Source organism: Nocardiopsis sp. iso_25 (assembly GCF_056173305.1).
Window position 1 is genome coordinate 2,901,276 of sequence record NZ_CM149667.1, and the last position, 26,518, is coordinate 2,927,793.

Consider the following 26,518-nt stretch of genomic DNA (forward strand, 5'->3'; position numbering starts at 1 on the left):
GGGGCCGGACCACCGGTGGACCCGCGGCATCGGTGCCGGTTCCCGCTGGCTTAACCCCGGAGGGAGGGGGCACCGAGGCCGCCCCCGCCGGACATCCGGGGCCCGTCCGCACCCCCCCCGCGGCGGTGGCCGACGAGTCCGCACGCCACGGCCCGGGCGCCACCTGGGCGGGGACCGGCAAGCTTGGCGGCGCGGGTGTTTTCGCGCCACAATCGGCGCCATGACACGTACGCGGTGGGTCCGGGCGGGTGCCGCGGCGACCCTGCTCCTGGGTGCGGCGGCCGTCCTCCTGTGGCTCGTCGGAGGCTCCGACCCGCTCCGGGCGCGGGCCGCCGCCGGTGTCGGCGCCGCCGCCGTGCTGGCACTCGCCGCGACCGCGCTCGCCCGGACGGGGCGGTCCGCGCCGCGCCCCACGGCACCGGAGAGCGACGACGGGGCGGCCAACACCCTCACCGGGGGCGTGAGCGGCGGCACCGTGGTCCAGGGGCGCGTCCTGACCGTGCACCAGCCGAGGCACCACACGGTCATCGACACGCAGATCGTGCACGCGCCGACCGCCGCGCCCGACTGGCCGATCGTCGTCGGGGTCCTGCCCAACGAGGCCGACCACTTCCAGGAGCGGGACCTGACCGACCGGATGGACCGCGCGGCCCGGGGCCGCCCCGGAACCGTGCCGGGCCTGGTCCTGACGGGGATGGGCGGGGCGGGCAAGACCCAGCTCGCCGCCCACCACGCCCGCGCCCTCCTGGCGAAGGAGCTGCTCGACCTGGTGGTGTGGTCCCCCGCGGCCGAGCGGTCCGCCATCACGCAGACCTACGCCGACGCCGCCCGCCAGGTCGCCTCCGGCCACGTGGACGAGGACCCCGAACGGGCGGCCCAGCAGTTCCTCGCCTGGCTCCAGACCACCGACCGGCGCTGGCTGGTCGTGCTGGACAACCTCGACGTCCCCCGGCACGCGAGCGGTCTGTGGCCGCCCAGCACCACCCCCGCCGCCGATGCCCCGGGACCCCAGGGCCGCCTCGTGGTCACCACCCGCCGCACCGACACCGCGCTGGCCGGTCGGGGCCGCACCTTCGTCGGCGTCGGCACCTACGCGCCGCCGGAGTCCCTCGCCTACCTGGCCACCGCGCTCCACGACCTGCCCCGGACCCCCGGCGAAGCGGAGCTGAGGGCCCTGGCCGACGAACTGGGCCACCTGCCGCTCGCCCTGTCCCACGCCGCCGCCTACGTCCGCGACCGCAGGGACGGCATGACCTGCGACTCCTACCGCGCCCTGCTCCGGGACCGGCGCCGCAGCCTGGCCGGGGTGTTCCCGGAGAGGGAGAGCCTGCCCGACGACGGGGCCCGGACGGTGGCCACCACCTGGGCGGTCTCCGTCGAGCACGCCGACACCCTGGCCCCCGAAGGGCTGGCGCGGCCGATGATGCGGCTGGTCAGCGTGCTGGACCCCACCGGCGTCCCCGCCGCGGTCCTGACCTCGGAACCCGTTCTGGACCACCTCCACCGCGCGCGCCCCGACGGCCCGCGGCCCACCGCCCAGGACGCCGACGACGCCCTGTCCGCGCTGGCCAGACTGCACCTGGTCACCCGCACGGGGTTCGGAAACGACGCCGTGGTGGGCGCGCACCGCCTCGTACAGCGCGCCACCCGGGACCACCCCGCGACCGCCGCCGACCGCGACACCGTGCACACGGCCGCCGAGGCGCTCCTGTCGGTCTGGCCCGTGCACGTGCACGCCAGCCCCCTGGGACAGCGGCTGCGCGCCAACGCCGCCGCGCTGGACGAACACGGCGGCGAGTGGCTGTGGGACGACGGAGCGCACCGGGTGCTGTTCGCGCTCGGCAGCAGCTTCGGCCGCTCCGGCGCGCTCTCCCAGGCCACGGCCCGGTCCGAGTCGCTGGTGGATGCCGCCGACCTCCGGCTGGGCCCCCGGCACCCGGACTCGCTGGCGGCCCGCCACGAACTCGTCCTGTGGCGCGGCATGGCGGGCGAGGCCACCGACGCCGCCCGGGGCTTCCGGGACCTGGCCGACGACATGACGCGGGCCCTGGGCGCCGACCACTCCCAGACCCTGGTCACCCGGGTCCAGGCGGCGCGGTGGCGCGGACGGGCGGGCGACCCCCGCGGTGCGTGCGAGGCGCTGGAAGACCTTCTGCCGGGCCTGCTGCGCCGCCTGGGCCCCGACCATCCCGAGGCGCTGGCCGCGCGCGGCCATCTGGCCTCCTCGAAGGGTCGGGCGGGGGACGCCCGGGCCGCCTTCGAGACCTACCGGTCGCTGATCGGGGACCACCGGCGCGTGCTGGGCCCCGACCACCCGAGCACCATGGTCATCCGCAGCCAGACCGCCCGGTGGCGGGCAAGGGCGGGTGACGTCGGCGGCGCCATCGCGGGCTTCGAGGCCCTGCTCCCCGACCAACTGCGCCTCCTGGGGCCCGGCCACCCCGACACCCTCAGCACCCGTGGTCAGATCGCCGCCTGGCGGGGCGTCCGGGGAGACCACGCGGGCGCGCTGGACGGGCTCGGCGCACTCCTGACCGACCAGGTCCGGTATCTGGGCGCCGACCACCCCCACGTCCTCACCACCCGCCACAGCCTGGCCCGTTTCCGCGGTGAGGCGGGCGATCCCGTGCGGGCGGCCGAGGCGTTGGAGGCCCTTCTGCCCGACCAACTGCGCGTCCTGGGGCCCGACCACCCCAGGACCCGGGAGATCGGGGCCGACCTGGAGCTGTGGCGGCGGAGGGCGCGGGTCGGCGGGGCAGGGTGACGCGGTGGCCCCGGCCGCGGGGCCACCTCGCTCCCGGGCGCCGCGCTCAGTCGGCGAGGTTGTCGATCAGCGCCGAGGTGACGTCCTTGGTGGAGGCGCTGCCGCCCACGTCCGCGGTCAGCACGCCCTGGGCGCACGTCGCCCGGACGGCCCGCTGCACCCGCGCGGCCTCCTCGTCCAGGCCGAAGTGCTCCAGCATGAGGGCGGCGCTGCCGATGGCGCCGATCGGGTTGCACACGCCCCTTCCGGCGATGTCGGGGGCCGACCCGTGCACCGGTTCGAACATGCTGGGGTAGCGGCGCTCGGGGTTGAGGTTGGCGCTGGCGGCCAGGCCCAGGCTCCCGGCCAGGGCGCTGCCGAGGTCGGAGAGGATGTCGGCGTTGAGGTTGGAGGCCACCACCACCGACAGCTCCTCCGGGCGCAGGACGAACTTGGCGGACATGGCGTCCACCAGCACGCTCTCGGTCTCCACGTCGGGGTAGTCGGCGGCCACGCGCGAGAACACCTCGTCCCACAGCACCATGCCGTACTGCTGGGCGTTGCTCTTGGTCACCGACGACACCTTGCGCCTGCTGCGGGTGCGGGCCAGGTCGAAGGCGAAGCGGATGATGCGCTCGCAGCCGGTCTCGGTGAAGACCGCCGACTGCACGGCCACCTCGCCGCCCCGGCCGCGCGCGGAGAAGTTGCGGCCGCCGAACCCGCCGTACTCGCCCTCGGAGTTCTCGCGGACCACGACCCAGTCCAGTTCGGTGGTGTCGGCCTTGCGCAGGGGGCTGGTGACGCCGGGCAGGAAGTGGACGGGCCGGACGTTGGCCCACTGGTCGAAGCCCTGGCACAGGCGTAGCCGCAGGCCCCACAGGCTGACGTGGTCGGGGACGGTGGGCCAGCCCACGGCGCCGAAGTAGAGCGCGTCGAACTCCCTGAGCCGCTCGGGGCCGTCGTCGTCGATCATCTTGCCGGTGCGGGCGTAGAAGTCCGAGCCCCACGGGAACTCCTGCCAGGTGAAGCCGAGGGTGCCGTGCGAGGCCGAGGCCAGGGCGTCGAGCACCTGGCGGCCCGCGTCGACCACCTCGCTCCCGACGCCGTCACCGGGGATGGCGGCGATGCGGAAGTGGCGGGTCTGGGTCATGTCTCCTCCGTCGGTCGGGTTCCCCGGAAGTCAAGCGCGCCGCACCCGGCCGCGTCCAAGACGCATCGGCGATGTGACCCATAGGCGGCGCCTATGCCTGCGCGGAACCCTCCGGGCCCGCTTCCGGGCGGGTCCCGGCGTAGTGCTCGGCGACGCCGAGGAAGGCCTGCGCGGCGGGCGTCATCCGTGAGGCGCGGCTGACGATGACGACGCGCAGGTGGGAGACCGGTTCGATGAGGCGGACCCGGGCGCCCATGCGCGTGGCGATGGGCTTCCAGGAGGAGGGCATGACGGCGTGGCCGAGCCCGGACAGCACCAGGGGCAGGATCGAGGTGCGGTGGTCGACCTCGGCGGCCAGGTGCGCGTCGGTGCCGCCCGCCAGGATGTCGTCCACGATCTGGCGCATGAGGCTGCCGCGCTGGGAGGCGATCAGCCGCAGACCGTCCAGGTCCGCGCGGTCGATCCGGTCCGGGCCAGGCCCGCCGCCATCGGACGCGGTCCCCTTCCGGTCGGACGCGTTCCGGTCGGCGCCGCTCCGCCCTGACCCGGCCCGCTCCGGCGGGGCGCCCTCCTCCTGGGGCGGGGACAGCAGCACCAGGGGCTGCTCCTCCACCGGCAGCACCCGCAGGTCCGCGGTGCGCGGATGGCCCGCCGAGCCCAGCAGCCCGATCTCGGCCGCCCCCGAGCGCACGTGCTGGACCACCTCCTCGGGGGTGAAGGCCCCCGCCACGTTGACCGTCATCAGCGGGTACTCCCGCGCGAAGGAGGCCATCAGCGTCGTGAGCGGCTCGATCCCCGGCGAGGGCGTCGAGACCAGGTCCACCCGCCCCCGCCGCAGCCCGCGGGCCGAGCGCGCGGTGTCGCGCACCGCCTCCAGGTCCCGGACCACCTGGCGAGCCGGTTCGATCAGGCGGGTGCCGGTGTCGGTCAGCACCACGCCCCGGCCCACCCGGTGGAACAGGTCCACGCCCAGCTCCCGCTCCAGACCCGCGATGGCCTGGGACAACGAGGGCTGGGCGATGTGCAGGTGCTCGGCGGCCCTGCCGAATCCGCCGTGGTCGACGATGGCCAGGAAGTAGGACAGCTGTCGCGCGTCCATGTCAGCTCACCCACCGATTCATAGGTGCAGTCTATGGGTCCGAGAGAAACTACGTCTTGGACGTGATGGCGGTCACACGTTGAGAGTGGTCTGCGCACCGACCGAAGGAGAGCGCATGTCATCGGAGACCACACCCGCACCACCCCCCGCCTCCCCGCCGCCCGGCCCGGCCGGGCGCACCGACGTGGAGGCCGCCCTCCTGGGCGGACGGTCCCAGGAGGACCTGGCACGGCAGAGGCTCTCGCCCGCCGAGGAGCGGTTCGAACGGGGCCGGGCCACGCTGGGATGGGTCCTGGCACCCGCGCTCGCGATCGTCTTCGCCCTGCTCCCGCTGGGGATGGACCGGCAGCAGCAACTGCTCGCCGCGGTCCTGCTCGGGGTGATCGCCCTGTGGATCTGCGAGAGCGTGCCCATCCCCATCGGCGGCCTGATCGGGGTCGCCGCGATCGTCCTGCTGGGCGTGGCGCCCCCCGACGACGTGCTGGCGCCCTTCGGGTCCACGACCGTGTTCACCTTCATCGGCGTGTTCGTCCTCGCGCAGGCCATGCTCAAACACGGGGTGGCGCGGCGCCTGGCCTTCTTCGTGCTCGCCCTGCCCGGCGTGGGCTCCTCGACCACCCGGATCATCCTGGCCTTCGGCGCCATCACCTGCGTGGTCTCCAGCTTCATCTCCAACACCGCCACGGTGGCCATGCTCATGCCCACGGCACTGGGCATCCTGGCGGTCATCGCCCGCCTGATGCAGGACCGCGGGGTCGTGCGCCCCGGCTTCGACCCCAGACGGCTGCGGGTGGGCGCCGCCCTGATGCTGATGCTCGCCTACGGGGCGAGCGTGGGCGGCCTGCTCACCCCGGTCGGGGCCCCGCCCAACCTCATCGGCCGCGCCCTCATCGAGGAGGCCACCGGCGAGCGCATCCCGTTCACGCAGTGGGTCCTGACGGCCCTGCCCCTGGTCGCGGGCATGTTCGCCGTGCTGGCCGTGGTGCTGCTGCTGATCAACCGCCCCGAGATCCGCCGCATCGAGGGCGTGACCGAGTACATCCGCGAGCAGCGCGCCGCCCAGGGTCCCATGAGCCGGGCCGAGAGGAACACGGTGCTCGCCTTCGGCACCACCGTCGTCCTGTGGCTCACCCCGGCCCTGGTCGGACTGTTCACCGGCACCGACGCCGCCCTGTACGCGCTGGTCGACGACCGCCTCAACGACGGCATCGTCGCGGTCCTGGGCGCCTGCCTGCTCTTCGTGCTGCCCGTCAGCTGGAAGCGGCGCGAGATGACCCTGAGCTGGAGCGACGCCGCGCGGATCGACTGGGGCACCATCCTGCTCTTCGGCACCGGCATCATCTTCGGCGCCCTGCTCTCCTCCACCGGGCTCGCGGCCACGATCGGCCAGGCGGCCTCCTCGGGGCTGGGGATCACCAGCGCCCTGGCCATCACCGCGTTCGGCGTGGTCCTGGCCGTCGTCATCTCCGAGACCACCAGCAACACCTCCTCGGCGGCCGTGGTCGTGCCGATCGTCATCCCCCTGGCGGTGGCGGCGGGGGTCGACCCGTTCGTGCCCGCGCTCGCGGCGACGTTCGCGGCCTCCTTCGGGTTCATGCTGCCCGTCTCCACACCGCAGAACGCCATCGTCTACGGCTCGGGCTGCGTGCCGATCACCCGGATGATCCGCTCCGGGATCTGCTTCGACGTCATCGGCGCCGCCCTGATCATCGCGCTCGTGCCGGTCATGGTCGCGCTCACCGGCATCGGGACCTGACCCGCCCCCGCGCACCGGCGGGCCGCCCGGGCCGGTGGTCCGAGCGGACCACCGCGCCACGTGGACGCCGCGCTCGCGGAATCCGCTCCCGCCGGAGCGGGGCCGTGCGGGGCGCGGCGGACGCGGCCGAGTCTCCCGAACGCCTCGCGCGCAAGGCCCGCCGCGCCGCGTCGGCGCGGGCGTCCGCGCGCCTCAGGCCTTGATCTCGCGGAACCCGGGGACGCCGGTGAGGAGCACGACCGCCTCCCACAGGCGCAGCGACTCCTCCCGGCCCGGCGGCTCGGCGACGACGGGGCCGAAGACCGCCCGCGACGCGCCGTCGGCGCCGGTCAGGGCCAGGATGGGCGTTCCGACCCCGCCGTGCACACGGCGCACGGCGTCGTGGTGGGAGGCGCGCAGGAAGGGGTCGTGCTCCCCGGAGAGGCCGGCCCCGGCCAGGTCCTCGGGCAGCCCCGCCCGGCGCAGGGCGTCGGCGAGGCCGCTGATCCACCCGCCCTCGGCGGCGTCCTCCCCGGTCCACAGCGCCTCGTGGAACCGGCCGAGCGCCTCGTGCCCGTGGCCGCTCTGCACCGCCGCGCACACGCGGGCGGGGATCCACAGGTAGCCCTCCGTGTCGCCCTCGGGGTCCTCCTCCCGGCCCTCGTTGAGCACCGACAGGCTCATCACCCGCCACCGGACCGTGATCGGGCGCTCCCGGGCGACCCCGCGCAGCCAGCGCGCGGTGACCCAGCTCAGCGGGCAGGACGGGTCGAACCAGAAGTCGACCGTCCAGGGCTCAGGGGTCATGGCGGGGCCTCCTCGTAGCGGCGTCACGGTCGCCCGAGCGTACTCTCCCTGGGCACCAGCGCGAACCCCGGGCGCACGCGCCGCGACTCGGCCGGGCCCTGCGCGCCGCCCTCCAGCCGGGCCAGCAGCGCGTCCACCGCGGCCCGCGCGATGGCCTGCTTGCGCGGCGCGATGGTGGTGAGGGTGGCCGTGCAGTAGCGGCCGTCCTCTATGTCGTCGAAGCCCACGACCGCGACGTCCTCGGGCACCCGCAGGCCGCGCTCGGTGAGCGTGCGCATGGCGCCGATCGCGATGAGGTCGTTGTAGCAGAAGACGGCGTCGGGCGCGGTCCCCGAGTCCAGGAGGCGGGCCATCGCCTGGGCGCCGTCCCGGCGGGTGTAGCCGTCGGTGGTGGCCACCAGCGCGTCGTCCGCCGCCGCACCCGCCGCGGTCACGGTCTCGCGCCATCCGCGCAGGCGCAGGTGGGCGGGCTGGCGCGAGCGGCCGTGGCGGGCGCCGATGAAGGCGATGCGGCGGCGGCCCAGGTCGAGCAGGTGCCGGGTCGCGGTGCGGGCGGCGGCCACGTTGTCGATGGCGACGTGGTCGTAGGGAGCTTCGTACTCGCGCTCGCCCAGCAGCACCAGGGGGGCGTCGTGCTCGCGTGCGAGCAGGTCCTCGTTCTCCAGCTCGATCGGGCTCAGGATCAGCCCGTCGATCAGCCGGGCGCGGAAGCCCTGGGCGAACAGCACCTCCTGGTCCCTGCGGCCGTAGGTGTGGTCGAGCAGCACGATGCGGTCGAGCCCGGCGGCGTAGTTGATCACGGCGTCGGCGAGTTCGGCGAAGTAGGGGTTGCCCAGTTCGGGCAGGGCCAGCGCGATGATGCCGGTGCGGCCCTTGCGCAGGTGGCGCGCGGTCAGGTTGGGCCGGTAGCCGAGTTCGTCGATGACCTGCTGCACGCGCTGACGGGTGGCGGGTGTGACGTGGCGGTAGCCGTTGACCACGTTGGACACCGTCTTGACCGAGACGCCCGCGCGCTCCGCGACGTCCTTCAGGCTGATGGCCACAGCGCCTCCTCCGCACATGGTGCACACGTGAACCCGTGCGTTTTCCGGCGATTTTTCCATCGTTATACAGCACGGGACGGCTCCCCGTGCAACGCTCCTGCCCAGGAGATCTCCCGTTCGTGCGCTCCAGAGCCTTTCTGGACAGGGTTTTTCCAGATGGCTTTCCGGGTCTGGACAGGCCGATGTGACTGTGCTCTCATCATGGGGAAACCGGTTTTCTCACGTTGTAAAAGACGCGATAACGCCGCACACGGCCTCTTTCCCCGGGCCGCCACGTCCCGTGGCCGCGTGCGGATCGGATCTCCCCCCTCCGGAGGCCCCCATGAGACGCCGCTCCTCCGAACCCCCCGCCGGACCGACTCCCCCCACCCCCTCCGCCGACCGCCCCGCCGCACACGGCCGCCCCGGTCGCCCCCGCGCCGCCGCGCTCCTCCGGGCGGCCCTGGCCTCGCTCCTGTTCCTGCCCTTCACCGCCGTGGGTCCCGCGGCGGCCGACGACTGGGCGCCCGTCGAGCCGCCGATGACCACTCCCTGGACCGACGAGGTCTCCCCGGACAACGCCCTGCCCGAGTACCCGCGCCCGCAGATGGTGCGCGAGGACTGGCTCAACCTCAACGGACTGTGGGAGTGGGCCCCCGCCCGGGAGGGCGAGGCCCCGCCCTTCGGCCGGACGCTGGACCGCCGGATCCTCGTCCCCTACCCCGTGGAGTCCGCGCTCTCGGGCATCGCCGAGGACCACGACCACATGTGGTACCGCCGCACCTTCACCGTCCCCGACTCCTGGGACGGGCGCCGGGTCGTCCTCAACTTCGACGCCGTCGACTGGCGGGCCCGGGTCTGGGTCAACGGCACCGAGGTCGGGGACCACTCCGGCGGCTACGACCGCTTCTCCCTCGACGTCACCGACGCCCTGCGCGAGGGCGGCAACGAGGTCGTCGTGGGCGTGCACGACCCCACCGACGGCGGCGGCCAGCCCGTCGGCAAGCAGCGCGACGAGCCCGGCGGCATCTTCTACACCTCCTACACCGGCATCTGGCAGACCGTCTGGCTGGAACCGGTCGCGCCCGCGCACACCACCCGGGTCGACCTCACCCCGGACCTGCCCGGCGAGACGCTCGACGCCGTCGTGCACGCCGAACGCGCCCGGGGGGCCACCGCCAGGGTCACCGTCCTGGACGGCGACACCGTGGTCGGCACCGCCACCGGCGCGCCCGGGACCGGGATCGCCGTCCCCGTCCCCGACCCCCGGCCGTGGTCACCCGACGACCCCTTCCTCTACGACGTGGAGGTCACCCTGGAGCGCGGCGGGCGGGTGCACGACCGCGTGGAGAGCTACACGGGCATGCGCTCCATCGGCACCGAGGAGGTCGACGGGGTGCTGCGCCCCGTGCTCAACGGCGAGTACGTCTTCCAGGTGGGCACCCTCGACCAGGGCTACTGGCCCGACGGCGTCTCCACCGCCCCCACCGACGAGGCGCTGAGGTTCGACATCCAGGCGCACCTGGACCTCGGGTACAACACCATCCGCAAGCACGTCAAGGTCGAACCCGACCGCTGGTACCACTGGGCCGACCGCATGGGCCTGATCGTCTGGCAGGACATGCCCTCCATGGCGCACGCCCCGGACCAGGCCGCGCAGGAGCAGTTCGAGACCGAACTGCGCGAGATGGTCGACCAGCACCGCAGCTTCCCCTCCATCACCCAGTGGATCCCCTTCAACGAGGGCTGGGGCCAGTACGACGGGGCCCGCATCGCCGACGAGGTCGCCGCCATGGACCCCTCGCGGCTGGTCACCGGCGCATCGGGCTGGTACGACACCGGCAACGGCGACGTCATCGACTCCCACATCTACGTGGGGCCCGGCGATCCGACCCCGGCCACCGACGAGCGGATCTCGGTGCTCGGCGAGTTCGGCGGTCTGGGCCTGCGGGTCCAGGGCCACGAGTGGAGCCCCGGCGACGGCTTCGGCTACGCGATGGTCTCCGACAGGGAGGCACTGACCCACCGCTACGTCGGCCTGATGGCGGGCGTGCAGCGGTTGGAGCGCACCAACGGGCTCTCGGCCTCCATCTACACCGAGATCACCGACGTCGAGAACGAGCTGAACGGCCTGTGGACCTACGACCGCCAGGAGCTGAAGGTCGACGCGGACCAGGTCAGGGCCGCGCACGAGGACCTGATCGCGGGCCGCCCGATCGGCGGCACGGCCGACCTGCCCGAGGACGAGTACCGGTCGCTGCGGGTCACCACCCCCGGCCACACCGACCGCTACGTCCGCCACCGGGACGCGCTGGGCTTCACCGAGCCCGTCGACGGAGACAGCTCCGACCTGCTCAAACAGGACGCCACCTGGCGGATCGTCGCGGGTCTGGCCGACGACGCCTGCTACTCGCTGGAGTCGCGCAACCATCCCGGCGAGTACCTGCGCCACCGCGAGTCCCGCGTGTACCGCGAGGCCCCCGACGGCTCGGAGCTGTTCCGTCGGGACGCCACCTGGTGCGCCGTTCCCGGGCTGTCCGGCACCGGGGTGTCGCTGCGCTCCTACAACTTCCCCGACCAGTACCTGCGCCACCACGACTCCGAGCTGTGGCTGGCCGGAATGGGCGGACCCGAGCCCTACGAGACCTCCCACCTGTTCTTCGAGGACGCCAGCTGGGCGGTGGAGGACCCCTGGGCGGCGCCGTGAGCGCGCCCCCGCCGCTGACCGGCGGCTGACAGAGCGCCCACACGGCGCCCCGCGGCACGCACACCCGGCTCGCACAGCGCTCACACCGGGCGCGCACAGCGCTTGCCGACCACTGACGGACCACCGACCACGACCGGGAGCCGGTGTCGGCGCCGCCCCGCGCACCGCCGACACCGGGCCACCCGGCGGGGCCGCGCTCCCACGGCCCCGTCGCCCCCCTCCGTGCGCGACCCCGCGTGACCACACGACCGACACCGCTCGACGGCGACCCGCGCGAGCGCTCCTTCCCAGGTGGAGACTGCACATGACGGCACAACCCTTCGACCGGGCCGCGAACCCCCCGCGCCGACCGGTACTGGTCCTCAGCGCGCTCACCTGCGCCGCGCTGACCCTGGCGGCCACCTCCTGCGCGCGCGGCGAGGACGAGGCGGCCGGGTCCGCGCAGTCCTCCGGCGACCCCTCCGCCCAGGCACAGGTGCTCGACGACGCGGCCGGGAGCGAGGAGACCTGCACCGTCGGCCAGTACGGCGGCGAGGAGTTCGACCTCGCCGACACGACGGTGGGCTTCTCCCAGTCCGAGGCCGAGTCCAACCCGTTCCGCATCACCGAGACGGCCTCCATCGAGGCCGAGGCCGAGGAACGCGGCGTCGAACTGCTCACCGCCAACGCCCAGTCCGACTTCGCCCAGCAGATCAGCGACGTGCAGGGCCTGATCTCCCAGGGCGCGGAGCTGCTCGTCATCGCCCCGCTCAACTCCGACGGGTGGGAGCCGGTGCTCGCCGAGGCCCAGCGCGAACAGATCCCCATCATCACCATCGACCGCCAGATCAACGGCGATCCCTGCCGGGACTACGTCACCTTCATCGGCTCGGACTTCGTCGAGCAGGGCCGCCGCGCCGCCGACCAGATGATCGAGGCCCTGGGCGGCGAGGGCAAGGTCGCCATCCTGCTCGGCACCGCCGGGAACAACGTCACGACCGAGCGGACCCAGGGCTTCACCGAGCGCATCGCAGCGGAGGCGCCCGGCATCGAGATCGTCTTCGAGCAGACCGGCGAGTTCACCCGCGAGGGCGGCCAGTCGGTCACCGAGCAGCTCATCCAGTCCGAGCCCGACATCGACGGGATCTACGCCGAGAACGACGAGATGGGCATCGGAGCCGTCACCGCGCTGCGCGGCGCGGGCCGCGAGCCCGGCGAGGTCGCGATCGTGACGGTCGACGGCACCCGGGAGGCGGTGCAGAACATCGTCGACGGCTGGATCCACGCCGTGATCGAGTCCAACCCTCGCTTCGGACCGCTGGCCTTCGACGCCGCCCAGGCCTTCGGCTCGGGCCAGGAGGTCGCGGTCGAGCTGGTCATCGCCGACCGGGAGTACGACGAGTCCAACGCCGAGTCGGAGCTGTCCAATGCCTACTAGCGCCCCGGACGCGGGCGGGGGCGGCGCGGCGCGCGGCCCCTCCGCCCCGGAGGGGCAGCCGGTCCTGCGCACGCGCGGGCTGACCAAGCGCTTCCCCGGAGTCCTGGCCCTGGACGGGGTCGACTTCGACCTGTGGCCCGGCGAGGTGCACGCCCTGGTCGGGGAGAACGGCGCGGGCAAGTCCACGCTGATCAAGGTGCTCACCGGCGTGCACGCCCCCGACGGAGGGGAGGTGCGCCACCGGGGCCGCCCGGTGCGCTTCGAGACCCCGCTGCGCGCGCAGCGGGCCGGGATCTCGACCATTTACCAGGAGGTCAACCTCATCCCGCTGCTGAGCGTGGCGCGCAACCTGTTCCTGGGCCGCGAACCGCGCCGCCTCGGGCTGATCGACTTCACCCGCATGCACGGCGAGGCGGAGCGGATCCTGCGCGGCTACGGGGTGGAGGTCGACGTCGGACGCCCTCTGCGGGAGCTGTCCATGGGCGCCCGCCAGATGGTGGCGCTGGCGCGCGCCGTCGTGGCCGACGCGCGGGTGGTGATCATGGACGAGCCCACGTCCTCGCTGGAGCCACGCGAGGTCGAGACGCTGTTCTCGGTCATCGACCGCCTGCGCGAACGCGGCATCACCCTCGTCTACGTCAGCCACCGGCTCGACGAGCTGTACCGCGTCTGCGACCGGGTGACCGTGCTGCGCGACGGCCGCGTGGTGCACACCGGCCCCATGGCCGGTCTGGAACGGCTGCGGCTGGTCTCGTTGATGCTGGGTCGCGAGATGGAGCAGGGCCAGCGCAGGCAGGGCGCCACCACCTCCGCGGGCGGGCGCGGGGAACGGGCCCGGGAACCGGTGCTGGTCGCCGAGGGCCTCGGCGACCGGAGGCACCTGCACGACGTGTCGCTCAGCATCCACCCCGGCGAGGTGCTGGGGCTGGGCGGGCTGCTCGGCTCGGGTCGCACCGAGACCGCGCGCGCCATCGCCGGGACGCTGCCGCTGCACACCGGGCGCGTCACCGTGGCCGGGGTGCCGCTGCGACGGCGCTCGGCGGCCGCGGCGGTCCGGGCCGGTGTCAGCATGCTGCCCGAGGACCGCAAGGGCGAGGGCATCATTCCCGAACTGTCGGTGCGCGAGAACATCGCGTTGGCCGTGATGCCGCGCCTGACCCGGTTCGGTCTGGTGTCGGAGCGGCGCGTCGACCGCGTCGTGGACGTCTTCGTCGAGCGGCTGCGCATCAGGTCGGCCGGAACCCGGCAGAAGGTGGCCGAGCTCTCGGGCGGCAACCAGCAGAAGGTGCTGCTGGCGCGCTGGCTCGCGCTCAACCCCAGGGTGCTGCTGCTGGACGAGCCCACGCGCGGCATCGACGTCGGCGCCAAGGCCGAGGTGCAGCGGCTCGTGGACGAACTGGCCGCCGAGGGCCTGGGCGTCATGCTCATCTCCTCGGACCTGGAGGAGCTGATCGAGGGGGCCGACCGCGTGGTGGTGCTCAGGGACGGCGCCGTGGTCGGCGAGCTGACCGGCGACCAGGTCAGCGAGGGCGCCCTCATGGCCGCCATCGCGGAGGCCGGGGAGACGGGAGGGCAACAGGAGGCCCACGGAACCGGACAGCCGGAGCCCGGCGCACGGGACCCGTCGGGTGGGCGGGCCCCGGACCCGGTGGACGGAGGAGCCCCGGGCGCGCCCGGGGACGCCGCCGCGGCGGAACAGGGCGGCCCGGTCGGGAGGGAGGGGCCATGACCACCCTCGACGCGCGTTCCGCGCTCCCCGACCGCACCCGCGTCATCGCGTGGCTCCAGGAGTACGGCGTCTACGCGGGTGTGGCCGCCGTCGTGCTGTTCAACATCGCCTTCACCCCGCACTTCCTGTCGGTGGAGAACTTCCGCACCCAGGCCGTGCAGGTCACGCCGGTGCTGATCATCGCGCTGGGGATGGCGCTGGTCATCGCCACCGGCGGCATCGACCTTTCGGTGGGCTCGGTGATGGCCGTAGCGGCGGCGGTGATCTCGCTGTACCTGGGCTACGGCCCGGTGGCGGCCGTCCTCGCGGCACTGGTGGCGGGCGCGGCCGTCGGCGCGGTCAACGGCGCGCTGGTCGCCTTGGCCGGGGTGCAGGCCATCGTCGCGACACTGGCGCTGATGATCGGCGCTCGGGGGTTGTCGCTGGTGCTGCTGCCGCAGCTGGACGGTATCCGCAACCCCGGCATCCGCGCGCTGGGCTCCGGCGACCTCCTGGGCGTGCCCTACCTGGTGTGGGTCGCGGCCGTGCTGGTGGCGGCGGTCGCCTTCACGGTGCGGCGCACCGCGTTCGGCCGCCGCATCGTGGCCGTCGGCGGCAACCGGCGGGCGAGCGAGCTGTCGGGTCTGCCGGTGCGCGGCACGCTGCTGGCGGTCTACGTGCTGTGCGGCCTGTTCGCGGCCGTGGCCGGGGTGCTGGCCACGGCGCGGTTGCAGGCGAGCGACCCCAACTCCATCGGCCAGCTCATCGAGCTGTCCGCCATCACGGCGGTGGTCGTGGGCGGCACGCCGCTGTCGGGCGGCCGGGTGCGCGTGGCCGGGACCGTCGCGGGCGCGGTGCTGATGCAGTTGCTCGTCTCGACGCTGATCAAGCACGACCTGCCGCCCTCGTGGACGCAGATCGCGCAGACGGCGGTGATCATCGCGGCCGTGTACGTGGCCCGGGAGAGGGGGAGGAAGTGACGACCGCGAACGGCATGGGTGCGCACGGCACCGACGCGGACCCGAGGTCCGCGGGCGACGGCACGGGTGCGGGCCTGGGCGGGGGAGCGGTGCGCCCGGCCGCGCGGCGTACGCGGCGCCCCGGGCCCACGGGCGGTCGGACCGGGGCCGGTGGCCGGGGCGGTGCCGTCGGTCGGGGCGGGGGAGCGGCGGCGGAGTTCGCCCAGCGCCACGGCGCGCTCGTGGTGCTGCTGGTGGTGCTCGCGGGAGCCGCCCTGGCCCTGGACGGCTTCCTGGCCGTGGGCAACCTCAACCACATCGCGGTCGGCGCGGCCTTCCCGGCGATCATCGCCCTGGGCATGACCTTCGTGATCATCACCGGCGGCATCGACCTGTCGGTGGGCACGGTGTTCGCGCTGGCCGGTGTGCTGGCGGCCTGGGCCGCGCAGTTCGGCACCCCGGCGGCCCTGGCCCTGCCCCTGGCGGTGTGCGGGCTGATCGGCCTGCTCAACGGGGTGCTGGTCGCGCGGGCGCGGCTGGCGCCGTTCATCGTCACACTGGCGACGATGCTGGGCGCGTGGGGGCTGATGCTCGCGGTCTCGGCCGAGGGCACGCGGACCTACCTGGTGCCCGACGGGCTGGTGCTGACCCCGCTCGTGCAGGGGCGGATCGCCGGGATCGGCTACCCGGTGCTGCTGGTGGCCGTGCTGTTCGCGGTCGGCGGACTGGTGCTGCGCCGGACCCGTGCGGGCCAGAACGTCTACGCCGTGGGCGGCAACGAGGACGCGGCCGCGCTGATGGGCGTGCCGGTGGCGCGCACCAAGACCGCGGTGTACACGCTGTCGGGCCTGACCGCCGGGCTCGCGGGCACGCTCAACGCGTTCTGGCTGGGGTCGGGCGTGACCATCTTCGGCATCGGGATCGAACTGGACGCCATCTCCGCCGTGGTCATCGGCGGAACCCTGCTCGCCGGGGGCTACGGGTTCGTCTCCGGCTCGCTCGCGGGCGTGCTGCTGCTCGCCGTCATCCAGAACATCATCAACGCCGTCAGCGGCCTGACCTCCGCCTACCAGCAGGTGGTCAGCGGGGCGTTCCTGGTCGTGGTGGTGCTGGCGCAGAACCACCTCAGCGGGAGGCACCAGCGGGAGTGACCCCGGTCGCGCCCGCGGTCCAGTACCGCGTCCGAGGCCGTCCAGCGCGCCGTCCAGCGGTGTGTCGAGTCCGCCCTCCCATCCTCACGGTGACGGCCGCACCCGTGCGGAACCAGCTGGGAGGGAGCTTCGATGGGGAACTCGGAATGGGCCCGCGCGCCGATCGGGATGGACGCGGGGCGGTGGACCACCTGGGGCGGGTGCCGCCGCGTTCTGGCCGTGGCGTGCACGGTCGCCGACGCGCAGCGGCTGATGGACCCGGTGGCGACCGTGGCCTCCGACCCGCGCGTGCAGGTGGTCTTCACGGCCGCGCCCGACCAGGTGTTCGGGGCCGGGCTCCCCGCCTGGCTGGCGCGGGCCGGGGTCGTGGCGGTGCCCTGGCAGCAGGCGGTCAACACCCGCTTCGACCTGGCCCTGGCGGCCAGCGCCAGCCGCGTCCTGGACCGGGTCCACGCGCCCGTGGTGCTGTTCGCGCACGGCGTCGGCTTCAACAAGCTCACCCCCGCCCATACGGGCGGACAGGGCGCGCTCGCCCGCGCCACCTACGGCCTGGGACGCGAGGGCCTGGTCCGGGACGGCCGCCTGGTCGCGGAGCGGATCGCGCTCGCCCACGACGACGAGGCCCTGCGCCTGGCCTCCGCGTGCCCCGAGGCGGTCGGCGGCGCCCGTGTCGTGGGGGACGCCGCCGCGGACCGGATCCTGGCCTCCCTGGAGCGGCGCCCGTGGTGCCGGTCCCAGCTCGGGCTGGACCCCGACGACGTGTGGGTGGTGGCGGCCTCCACCTGGGGGCGCTCGTCGCTGCTGGGGTCCCGGCGAACCCTGCTCGAACGCCTGGTCGTGGACGCGGTCTCCGCGGCCTGCCGGGTCGGTCTGCTCGTGCACCCGAACGTGTGGGCCGCCCACGGCGACTGGCAGGTGCACCAGTGGCTGGGCCCGCTCATCGCCCAGGGGCTGGAGGTGGTGCCGGTCGACGCCGAATGGGCCAGCGCCCTGGCCGCCGCCGACGCGGTGGTGGGGGACCACGGCTCCACCACCGTCTACGCCACCCTGACCGGACGGCCGGTGCTGGTGGCCGACGACGGGCGGGCGGACGTGGACACGGCCTCGCCCATGGGGCAGGTCCTGCGCACCCTTCCGGCCGTGCGCGGTGAGGCACCGCTCGTGGGCCGCGCCCTGAGCTCCGTGGGGGCGGCCGAGCGGGAGGCGCTGCGCGCCGTGGCCGCGCGGATCACCTCCCACCCCGGCCGCTTCGCCCAGCGCACGCGCACGGTGCTCTACGAGGTCCTGGGACTGGACGAACCCGACATCCTGCCCGCCGCACGCCCGCTGCGCCCGCTGGGCTGGGACATGCGCGGGTGGGCGGCGTGACCCGGGAGTCCTCCCCGGTACGGGTCCGGCGGGCGGCCGCCGCCGTGCCCGGGGAGCACGCGTTCACGGCCGACCCGTCCCGGGGGCGCCTTCCCCGGGGAACGGGGGCCTCCGCTCCGCTCCCGGAGCGCCTTCCCGCGGTAACGGGGACCTCCGCTCCGTTCCGGGGGCGTGTCCTCGTGGTGCCGGGCGCCCCCGACCCGCTCCGGGGGCACCTTCCCGCCGGGCCGGACACCCCCCTCGTCGCGGACCCGTGCCGCCCGGCCGACCGGCCGGACATCGCCGACGTCCTCCTGTGCGGCTGCGGGCACGCGGCCCCCTCGCCGGAGGAGGCGGGGCGCGCCCTGCTGCGCGCCCACCCGGGCTGCCTCGTGGCCGCCGTGCACGGCCCCGACGGCCGGGGCGTCCTGACCACCCCGTGGGGGCTCGTCCTGGTCACGCCGCTCGCCCGCGCCGGTCGCGCCGAGCACGGCGCGCACCCGTGGGGGACGGCCGCGGCCGCGGTCCTGGTGTACGCGTGGCTGGTCGGCGGTCGCGACCTGACGGCGCTGCCCGACACCGTGCTCAGACCCGCGCGGAACCCGACCGTCCCCCCACGGCCCGGGACCGGCGCGGACGGCGGCCCCGCTCCGGAACGCGCCCCGGTCCCGGGACGGCCGCACGTCCACGAGGTGTACGTGCGCGGTGACGGGGTCATCCCAACGCCTCCAGGCGTCCCTCCACACGCAGTCTGGCCGGGTCCGTGGGCGGCAGCAGCTCCACCGCCCCCTCGTAGGCCTCGCGGGCCCGGCCGGGCTCCCCTCGGCGTTCGGCGAGTTCCCCGATCGCCTCCAGGGCCTTGACCTGGCCGGAGGCCGAACCGCGCTCGCGCATCACCTCCAGCGCCCGCTCCAGTTCCTCCGAGGCGGAGGCGAACTCCTCCATGGCGGCGAGGACGGTGCCCAGGACGATCCGGGTCCGGGCCTGGTTGTAGGCGTCCCCGTCCAGGAGGGGGAGCGCGCGCTCCAGGGCCAGACGGGCCGGGTCGAGCTCCCCGAGGGCGTGGCGGGCCCGGCCGAGCATGAACAGGCTGATGGCCAGGTTGTGGGCGACCCCGGTCCGCTCGTCCGTCGCCACCGCCCGGGCGAGGTGGTCGGCGGCCTGTCCGGGGAGGTTGTTCTGGAAGGCCACGGTGCCCCGGCGCTGCTGGGTCTGGGCCAGGCGTTCCAGGTCCCCGTGGCGCCGCCAGACCCGTTCGGCGGCGTCCAGGTCGGCCATCGCCTCCTCGACACGGGAGAGGTGGCTGTGCACGAGCGCGCGGTTGTTCAGCAGCCGCGCGACCGTCGTCTCCTCCAGTCCGGCCGAGGGCTCCCCGAGCACGGGCGCGGCGGCACGCAGCCACAACCGCGCCCGGCCGTGGTGCAGGAACAGCGACCACAGGCCGTCCAGCAGGCGCGACACGTGCTCGTGCGCTCCCAGCTCCGGCGCCAGTTCGGCCAGGGCGGCGAGGTTGTCGCGCTCCCGGTCGAGCCAGGCCATGGCCTGCGCGGCGTCGGTGAAGGGGGAGCCCGGCACCGCCCGGTTGCCCGCGTAGGGCCGCAGCACGGCGTCGGCCGACACCGCCAGGTCGGCGTACCCGGACACCAGCCGCGTCAGCGACCGGCGGCGGGCGCCGGACTCCTCCTCGACCTCGGCCTTCTCCGCGGCGTGCAGGCGCAGCAGATCGTGGAAGGCGAAGCGTTCGGAGCTGTGCTCGGTCAGCAGGTGGTGGCGGGTCAGGGCGGCCAGCCCCGCCTCGCACTCGGCCACCGGGCGGCCGGTGAGGCGGGCGGCCAGCTCACCGGTGACGTCGGGGCCCGGGTGCCAGGCCAGGCGCCGGTAGAGCAGGGCGGGAAAGTCCGACAGGGAGGCGTAGGACAGGTCGAAGGCGTTGCGCACGGACACGTCCATACCCATTTCCCTGCTCGCGGCGTCCAGGTGGTCGAGTCGGCGGGGAGCGGAGCGCAGGCGCCGCTCGGTGTCCCGCCAGGTCCGGCTGCGGGTACCGTGGTCGACGGCGACCGTGCACACGGCCACCGGCAGCGCCGAACACAGGGAGACGACGCCGTGCATGGCCTTCCAGTCGGCCTCTCCGGCGGGGGAGCGGCCGCTGAGTTCGGAGAGCAGGGCCACGCCCTCGGCCCCCGTCATCGGCGGCAGGTCGACGAACTGCCCGCCGTCCAGGCGCAGTCCGGCCAGCCGCAGGCGCGTGGTGACCACGACCGTGCCGCGGTCGCCTCCGGGCAGCAGGGTGCGGACCTGCGCCGCGGACAGGGCGTTGTCCAGCAGCAGCGCGACGGGCGCGTGCGCGGTGGCCGACCTCCACCAGGCCGCGCGTGTGGCGAGGTCCGCCGGTGCCGTCCCGATCTGCACGCCCACGGCGCGGAGCAGCACGTCCAGCACGTCGTGGGGGTCGGCGGGCTGCCCGGGGGAGAAGCCGTGCAGGTCCACGAACAGCTGCCCGCCGCCGCCCAGTTCCGGGTGCGCGCGCAGGAACTCCGCCGCCAGGGCGGACTTGCCCACCCCCGCCGAACCCGTGATCACCACCAGCGCGTGGCGGCCACGGGCGTGGGCGCGCGACACGGCCGCCTCCAGCGCGCGCATCGGGCGGGGCCGGTCCACGAAGACGGCGGGCGCGGCGGGGAGTTGGCGGGGGACGCGGTCGGCCTCGGGTGCCAGGTGCAGGTTCACGTCCCCGTGGATCGAGCCGACCTGGACGGCGGTTCCGCTGATGTCGCCGCGCACGGTGTTGGTCCGGGTGCTTGGGTCGGCGGGCGGGGAGGTGTGACCGGGGGAGTCCACGTGGTCTCCTAAAACACCTGTGACAAATGGTGTGTAAGGGGCTCCTGGTGAGCCGGGTTTCAGTCCTCTCCAACCAGTGTTGAATTTATTTCTTTGGAGGGCAACTTGTTGATCGTTCTGGGGGGTTCTGGTCGGAGTTTGTGTCTTGCATGTGCACGTGCTAATGCGTGCGCTTATGCAAGAATGCGAGGTCATGGCCAGTGGGGACACGGTTTGGTGCACTACGAGGGGCCCGTCGCTGTGAGCGGCGGGCCCCTCGTCGAATGCGCCTAGGGGGTTAGGCGGATGTCGCTGCGGGGATAAGGGGAGTGCTCCAAATCACCAGCCAGGCTCCCGCCAGGAAAACCGAAAATGCGAGTACAATAAGAGACTTCATTGCATACTTCCTTTGTGACTCTTGCGTCGTCTAGACAGCGCTGCTAGGGGTCCACTCTGGTGATGCAGTGAAGGGCGGGACGTTCCAGGGGCACTGGACGTCCCGCCACTTACCGTGCTATAAGCACGCAGAACGGTGAAAACTCACCGGGCAGGTGCCGAGCATGCCAAATGCTATCGATAACGGCAGGCGTGCGTGTCAGGAAAGGCCGGTCCGTTACCTGGCTGTCAGGGTGTCGAGCAACGATCGAGCGATCTGGGCCTCCGGCGCCTGAAGCACCTCGAATATCTCTGCCGCCTGGCGCAGGTATGTACACGCCTCACTCGCCTTGCTTTGGGCGCCGAGATGCTGGCCCAGAGCGAGTAGAGCCTCTGCGTGCTCCCTGCGCAGACCGTGCTGCTGTGCTGTCGAGGAAGCCTGCCGCAGATAGGTCCCGGCATCGGTGTGACGTCCGGCTTTTTCCTCGATCCGGGCAAGGCCGAGCAGCGCCTCAGTCTTCACCGTGGGCGTGACGAACCCATGTGCTGCCAGGCTGCGGTGGAAGCAAAGGCGAGCTTGGTCTGGTTGGTCGGCTTCGGCGTGTGCTGCGCCCAGATTCGTCAGAATCGTGCTCTTGGCCCGGGGGTCTCCGAAGGGTTCGAGAATCTCCAACGCTTCACGCAGACATGATGCCGCTCGCTTCGGCTGCCCCCGATGTAGTGACACCTCGCCCATGTTCGTCAGGGCGACCGCGGCTCTGCGCTTATCACCGCGTCTACGGGCGATCACCAGGACCTTCTCGCACAGAGTCCAGGACTGGTGGTGGTACCCCAGTTGTTGGAGTGCGCCCGCCAGGTTCAGTTGCATCTCCATGAGCAACTGCTGGTCCTGTGAGTGTTCCAGCAGGGTCGCCGCGTCACTGAAGTCCGTGATCGCCTCGTGGGACGCGCTCACCGCGAAGTGGCACAGTCCGCGCACACGCAGGCAGAACACTATGCCGGGGCGGTGTCCGCGCGCCTCGAACGTCTCCAGTGCCCGTTCGACGAGGTCCCGGCTTTCGGCGTAGTCGTTGGCGACGTAGGAGATCATCGCCCGCTGGGCCACGGCCCACGCCCGTCCCAGCGGGTCCCCGGCCTCGGACCACCGCTCATGGGCCGAACGACTGTGCTCCCCGGCGCGTTCCAGCGCTCCCACGCGCAGAAGGGCGCGCGCCAGGTCGAAGTGGGCCCTGGCCCGCTCGCGGTCCTCCCCCCGCTCGCCCGCCCACTCCACCATGGCGGTGTGCAGGGTGACCGCCTCGGACCAGGGACCGTGCGCGTCCATGTGGTCGCACAGCACCCGCGCCAGCCGCAGCGCCGTACGGTCCGCGCCGTGCCGGTCCGCCTCCGCCACCACGGTGAGCACGGTCGCCAGTTCGCGCCGGAACCACGCCATGGCCCTGTCCTCCGGCCACGGTTCCCCGGTCGGGGACGGCTCGTGGTCATCGCGTCCGGGCCGGTGCGGGTGCAGGGCGTGGTCGGCCCGGCCCGTCAGCGACAGGTAGGCCGCGTGCATCCTCCGCCTGGCCGCTTGGGCCCGCTCCGGCGACAGACCGTCGCGCGCGCGGTGGCGGGCGTGGACCTGGAGAAGCGCGTGCATCTCGAAGCGGTCGGGTTCGGGCTCGTTCAGCAGATGGGCGCTCACCAGGTCCACGAGGGCCTGCCGTGAAGCGTGCTCGTCGGGGCCGACCAGCGCCGCCGCCACCCGCCCGTCCATACCGCGGGTGGGGTGCAGACCCAGCAGGAGGAAGGCGTCACGGGCCCTCGGGTCCATGGCGTTTACGGACACGTCGAAGATGCGTGAGAGGTCCCGGCCCCCCACCCGGAAGGCGTTCAACCCCGGGCGGGAGGGCGAGGGCAGCCGGTGCAGCAGATCGTGCGGCGACCACGACGGATGGAACTGGGCCAGGTTCGCCACCAGCCCGACGGCTATCGGCAGCCTGTCGCACCGTTCGATGATCTCGGCGAGGGTGTCGGCCTCCTCCTCGCCCCACGGCCGGTCGAGGGCGGCGGTGAACATCTCGGCGCACTCGTCGTCGGAGGGGAGTCCGAGCGGCAGGTGGTCGGCGCCCTCCACTTCAGGGAGGAAGAAGCGGCTGGTGACCACGACGGCGCACCGGGTTCCGCTGGGGAGCAGGGGAAGGACCTGTTCGGCGCTGGCTGCGTCCTCCAGAAGGAGCAGCAGGCGCATCGAACGCGTGTGCTCGCGCCACAGCGCGACGCGTTCGGCCAGACTCAGCACGGTGGGCGGCACCGGCACGCGCAGCAGGCGCATGAGTTCGGTGAGCGCCTCCTCCGCGCTCAGCGGAGCGGCCCGCTCGTCATGCCCGCGCAGGTCCACCGACAGCCGCGCGTCGGGGTAGAGGTCCTTGACGCGGTGGGCCACGTGCAGGCTCAACTGGCTCTTGCCCACCCCCGCCATCCCGCAGACGACCCACAGGTGCGCGAACCCGTACTCCGTCTCCCGAAGCCGCGAGCAGAGCAGGCGCGTCTGCGCGGTGCGTCCCCGGAAGTGCCGGGGATCGCGCGCCAGGTTGTCCACGATCGTGCGCGTCCTCCCGGTCGCGGGCGGTGGGGCCTGTGGCCCACAGTCCCCGTCCGACCCGCCGTTCCCGTCCGACCCACTACCCCCCGCCGGACCGGCGGTGGCCCGCAGCAGCAGTTCGAACCGACGCCGCAGCGCAGGGGAGGGGTCCACGCCCAGCTCATCCGACAGCCGCTCCCGCAGCCGCTGATAGGCCGCGAGGGCGTCGGCGGTCCGGCCCAGGGCGTGCAGCCCGTGCAGGAGGTGGCCGTGCAGGGACTCGTTGACGGGGTAGGAGACCAGTGCCGAACCCAGGACCTCCACCGCCTCCGCGTGGTCGCCCTCGGCCATGGCCAGCGATGCCCACACCGCCAGTGCGTCCTGGTGGGAGCGTTCCATGGCCACACGCAACTGCTCGACCCAGCGCCCGCCCACGCCCGCCAGGGGCGGTCCCTTCCACAGCGCCAGCGCCTCCTCCAGGGCCGTGCGCGCCTCGGCTGACCGGCCCGCCTGGTGCAGGGCGCGGGCGCGTGAGCGCAGGCCCCGGAAGCGCTCCCAGTCCAGCGCCTGTGCGGGCAGGCGCAGCAGGTAGCCCTCGGCGGTGTGGGTGAGGACGGTGCGGTCCAGCCCCGCCGACTCCAACTTTCCCCGCAGACGGGTGACGTAGGTGTGCAGTGTGCTGCGGTAGCCCTCCGGGGGAGAGCCGTTCCAGAGCCGGTCGGCCAACTCCCGCAGGGGCAGCCGTGCCGGGCTGGTCAGCGCCAGGGCGGCAAGGAGCGCGCGCTCCTTGCCGGTGGTCGGGGCGACCTGGCGTCCTTCGCTGCTCAGATGGATGGAACCCAGAACGCAGAGTCTCACCGGCGGATCCTTGTTGGGAAGTGCCCCCGTTTATCGCTCTCGCGTATATGTGTGCCCTTCTGGGATTGTTGAAACTTCTTTCGCCCCCTTTGTAAGTGTGCTCGATATTATGCACGTGCATTTTCTGGTGAAAGTAATTTTTGGCGATATCGAATGTTGTCTGGGGTGTTTTGTGTGGTTTCTGAGTGCCCGTATGGCGGTGGGTGTTCCTGTCCCTTCCGCCGGAAGGCATGCTGGTGAGCGGCCTGCCGGGGGTCTGTCGTGCGCTGCGGAACCGCTGCGCGAGTCTCCTTTTCCGGAGTTCGCGTGCACGGCGGTGGTGCGAACCGGGGGCGGTCGGTCGCGTGCCCGCGGCGCACGCTCCGCCGAACCACCGGTCACCCTCCGGGCTTCACCGGTCCCGCCTTTCCCGTGCGGCGCGGCCGTGCCGCACCGGTGTTTCCGGGAGGGCCGATTCCACGGCCTGACACGTCCTCCGCCCTTCCAGCGTCGCCCCGCCCCACGGGTGCCGTCCTCCCTTCCGCGCACGGAGAACAGCGCGGTGGGCGGACCGCTGCCGCGCCCCGCCGGTCCGGCACGCCCGCGCGGGTGCCGGTGTGGCAGTCCCCACTCCGACTGGAGCGGGGGGTGTACCGGGGCGGGTCCGGCGGCGGCTACGGTGCTGTTGGGCACAGGACGAGCGCCGCGCCGCTCCGTGTGGCCCTTTTCTTTGTCGGTAGCTTCTTGCGGCCCCGCTCCGGGGCATCCTCCGGGAGGAACTGGTGAACAGCGGCAACCCCCCTGCACGGGACATGCGCCTGATCGTGACCGGAGGAGGAACAGGCGGACACACCTATCCGGCCCTCACCGCCGTCCGCGCCCTGCGCGACCGGCTGGCGGCGGCCGGGGTCGCCCTGAGCGTGCTGTGGGTGGGCACGGCGGACAGCCTGGAGTCCCGGGTCGCCGCCGCCAACGGGATCGCCTTCGAGTCGGTCGCGACCGGCAAGATCCGGCGCTCGAAGAACCCCCTCAAACTCGCCTCCCGGGCCAACATCAAGGACATGAGCAACGTCCCCCGGGGCGTCGCGCAGGCCCGCGCGCTGGTCTCGGACTTCGCTCCCGACGTGGTGCTGGCCACCGGCGGCTACGTGGCCGTGCCCGTGGGCCTGGCCGCGAAGATGTGCCGCCGTCCCCTGGTGGTGCACGAGCAGACGGTCCGGCTGGGCCTGGCCAACAAGGTCCTCGCCCGCGTCGCGGCCCGTGTGGCGGTGTCCTCCCCGTCCACGACCGAACTGCTGCCCGACTCCGCGCGCGACAACGCGGTCATCACCGGCAACCCGGTGCGCCCCGAGGTGCTCACCGGGCAGGCCGACCGGGCGCCCAAGGAACTCGGGTTCACCGGCTACGACTCCTCGCTGCCCACCGTCTACGTCACGGGCGGGGCGCAGGGCGCCGTGCAGATCAACGGCATGATCCGCGACATCCTGCCCTGGCTGCTCGCGCGCGCCAACGTCGTGCACCAGTGCGGACCGGCGAACCTGGAGGAGGGCCGCCGCAGCTCGGCGCAGCTCCCGCCCGGCCTCGCCGAGCGGTACCACCTGACCGACTTCGTCGGCCCCGAACTCCCCGACGTGCTGGCGCTGGCCGACGTGGTGGTCTCCCGCAGCGGCGCGGGGACGATCGCGGAGCTGACCGCGCTGGGCAAGGCCGCCGTGTTCGTTCCGCTGGCCTCGTCGGCGGGCGACGAGCAGCGCCACAACGCCCGCCACCTCCAGGAGTCGGGCGCGGCGGTGGCCCTGTTGGACCGGGTCGACGCCCAGGGGCTCCAGGCGGCGGTGGAGCCGCTGCTGGCCGATCCGCGGCGGCGCGCGCAGATCGCGGAGCGGGCCCGCGAGCACGGGCGTCCCGACGCCGCCGACCGGCTGGTGGACGTCCTGCTGGCCGCGGCCCGCGGTTAGCGGGCGCGGAGGGCGCCGCCGGGTCGGCGGGCGCCGGGCTCCGCTCCCGCAGGGTCCCGGACACGGCTCGCGGCGGTTCCGGCCCCGGTCCCGGCCTCAGGACCGTTGCCGCGTCCCGGG

At 73.7% G+C, this 26,518-nt stretch carries 15 protein-coding genes; 9 read left to right on the forward strand and 6 right to left on the reverse strand.

The features are described 5' to 3' along the window. The first annotated feature begins 220 nt into the window (after window positions 1–220). On the forward strand, window positions 221–2,764 hold the full coding sequence (locus tag AC0VX6_RS12570) for a tetratricopeptide repeat protein (RefSeq protein WP_475468770.1): 2,544 nt from the start codon (window positions 221–223) through the stop codon (window positions 2,762–2,764). Window positions 2,765–2,810: 46 nt separating this feature from the next. Here the strand turns inward: AC0VX6_RS12570 and AC0VX6_RS12575 are convergent, their stop codons facing one another. Together AC0VX6_RS12575 and AC0VX6_RS12580 are read right to left on the reverse strand one after the other, a co-directional pair. Continuing rightward, on the reverse strand, window positions 2,811–3,893 hold the full coding sequence (locus AC0VX6_RS12575) for a tartrate dehydrogenase (RefSeq protein ID WP_274977701.1): 1,083 nt from the start codon (window positions 3,891–3,893) through the stop codon (window positions 2,811–2,813). Window positions 3,894–3,984: 91 nt separating this feature from the next. Next, window positions 3,985–4,992, reverse strand: a complete 1,008-nt coding sequence (locus AC0VX6_RS12580) for a LysR family transcriptional regulator (RefSeq protein ID WP_475468772.1) — start codon at window positions 4,990–4,992, stop codon at window positions 3,985–3,987. 115 nt (window positions 4,993–5,107) lie between these two features. Here AC0VX6_RS12580 and AC0VX6_RS12585 point away from each other — a divergent pair, with 115 nt between their 5' ends. Continuing rightward, on the forward strand, window positions 5,108–6,748 hold the full coding sequence (locus AC0VX6_RS12585) for an SLC13 family permease (RefSeq protein WP_274977703.1): 1,641 nt from the start codon (window positions 5,108–5,110) through the stop codon (window positions 6,746–6,748). A gap of 192 nt (window positions 6,749–6,940) precedes the next feature. Here AC0VX6_RS12585 and AC0VX6_RS12590 read toward each other — a convergent pair whose 3' ends face one another. After that, window positions 6,941–7,534 (reverse strand): mycothiol-dependent nitroreductase Rv2466c family protein, encoded by a 594-nt coding sequence (locus AC0VX6_RS12590; protein WP_475468774.1) that lies wholly within the window; start codon window positions 7,532–7,534, stop codon window positions 6,941–6,943. Between the two features lie 23 nt (window positions 7,535–7,557). Then, window positions 7,558–8,577, reverse strand: coding sequence for a LacI family DNA-binding transcriptional regulator (locus tag AC0VX6_RS12595; RefSeq protein WP_475468776.1), 1,020 nt, complete (start codon window positions 8,575–8,577; stop codon window positions 7,558–7,560). 322 nt (window positions 8,578–8,899) lie between these two features. Between AC0VX6_RS12595 and AC0VX6_RS12600 the strand changes: the two genes are divergently transcribed. The 6 genes from AC0VX6_RS12600 (at window position 8,900) to AC0VX6_RS12625 (ending at window position 17,866) form a co-directional block, all read left to right on the forward strand. Next, window positions 8,900–11,263 carry an AbfB domain-containing protein gene (locus tag AC0VX6_RS12600; protein ID WP_475468778.1) on the forward strand — a complete coding sequence of 788 codons (2,364 nt, stop codon included), beginning with the start codon at window positions 8,900–8,902 and terminating at the stop codon, window positions 11,261–11,263. 304 nt (window positions 11,264–11,567) lie between these two features. After that, entirely contained in the window at window positions 11,568–12,680 is a 1,113-nt protein-coding gene (locus AC0VX6_RS12605; protein WP_274977707.1) for an ABC transporter substrate-binding protein, read from the forward strand. Then, complete coding sequence (locus tag AC0VX6_RS12610) at window positions 12,670–14,409, forward strand: sugar ABC transporter ATP-binding protein (protein WP_274977708.1); 1,740 nt, start codon at window positions 12,670–12,672, stop codon at window positions 14,407–14,409. The genes AC0VX6_RS12605 and AC0VX6_RS12610 overlap by 11 nt, the downstream gene beginning before the upstream one ends. After that, a complete protein-coding gene (locus AC0VX6_RS12615) occupies window positions 14,406–15,368 on the forward strand; it encodes an ABC transporter permease (RefSeq protein WP_475468781.1) in 963 nt (320 codons plus the stop codon). The genes AC0VX6_RS12610 and AC0VX6_RS12615 overlap by 4 nt, the downstream gene beginning before the upstream one ends. Next, window positions 15,365–16,498: an ABC transporter permease gene (locus AC0VX6_RS12620; RefSeq protein ID WP_475468783.1), complete on the forward strand. Its 1,134-nt coding sequence runs from the start codon at window positions 15,365–15,367 to the stop codon at window positions 16,496–16,498. The genes AC0VX6_RS12615 and AC0VX6_RS12620 overlap by 4 nt, the downstream gene beginning before the upstream one ends. A gap of 132 nt (window positions 16,499–16,630) precedes the next feature. Further along, window positions 16,631–17,866, forward strand: a complete 1,236-nt coding sequence (locus AC0VX6_RS12625; protein ID WP_475468785.1) for a hypothetical protein — start codon at window positions 16,631–16,633, stop codon at window positions 17,864–17,866. A 693-nt stretch (window positions 17,867–18,559) separates the two neighbouring features. Here the strand turns inward: AC0VX6_RS12625 and AC0VX6_RS12630 are convergent. Both AC0VX6_RS12630 and AC0VX6_RS12635 read right to left on the reverse strand, forming a co-directional pair. Then, the gene (locus AC0VX6_RS12630; RefSeq protein WP_475468787.1) at window positions 18,560–20,686 is read right to left on the reverse strand and encodes an AAA family ATPase; all 2,127 of its coding nucleotides are present in this window, start codon (window positions 20,684–20,686) and stop codon (window positions 18,560–18,562) included. A 592-nt stretch (window positions 20,687–21,278) separates the two neighbouring features. Next, window positions 21,279–24,461, reverse strand: coding sequence for an AfsR/SARP family transcriptional regulator (locus tag AC0VX6_RS12635; protein ID WP_475468788.1), 3,183 nt, complete (start codon window positions 24,459–24,461; stop codon window positions 21,279–21,281). Between the two features lie 791 nt (window positions 24,462–25,252). Between AC0VX6_RS12635 and AC0VX6_RS12640 the strand changes: the two genes are divergently transcribed. Beyond that, window positions 25,253–26,398 carry a UDP-N-acetylglucosamine--N-acetylmuramyl-(pentapeptide) pyrophosphoryl-undecaprenol N-acetylglucosamine transferase gene (locus AC0VX6_RS12640; RefSeq protein WP_475469321.1) on the forward strand — a complete coding sequence of 382 codons (1,146 nt, stop codon included), beginning with the start codon at window positions 25,253–25,255 and terminating at the stop codon, window positions 26,396–26,398. Window positions 26,399–26,518: the final 120 nt, after the last annotated feature.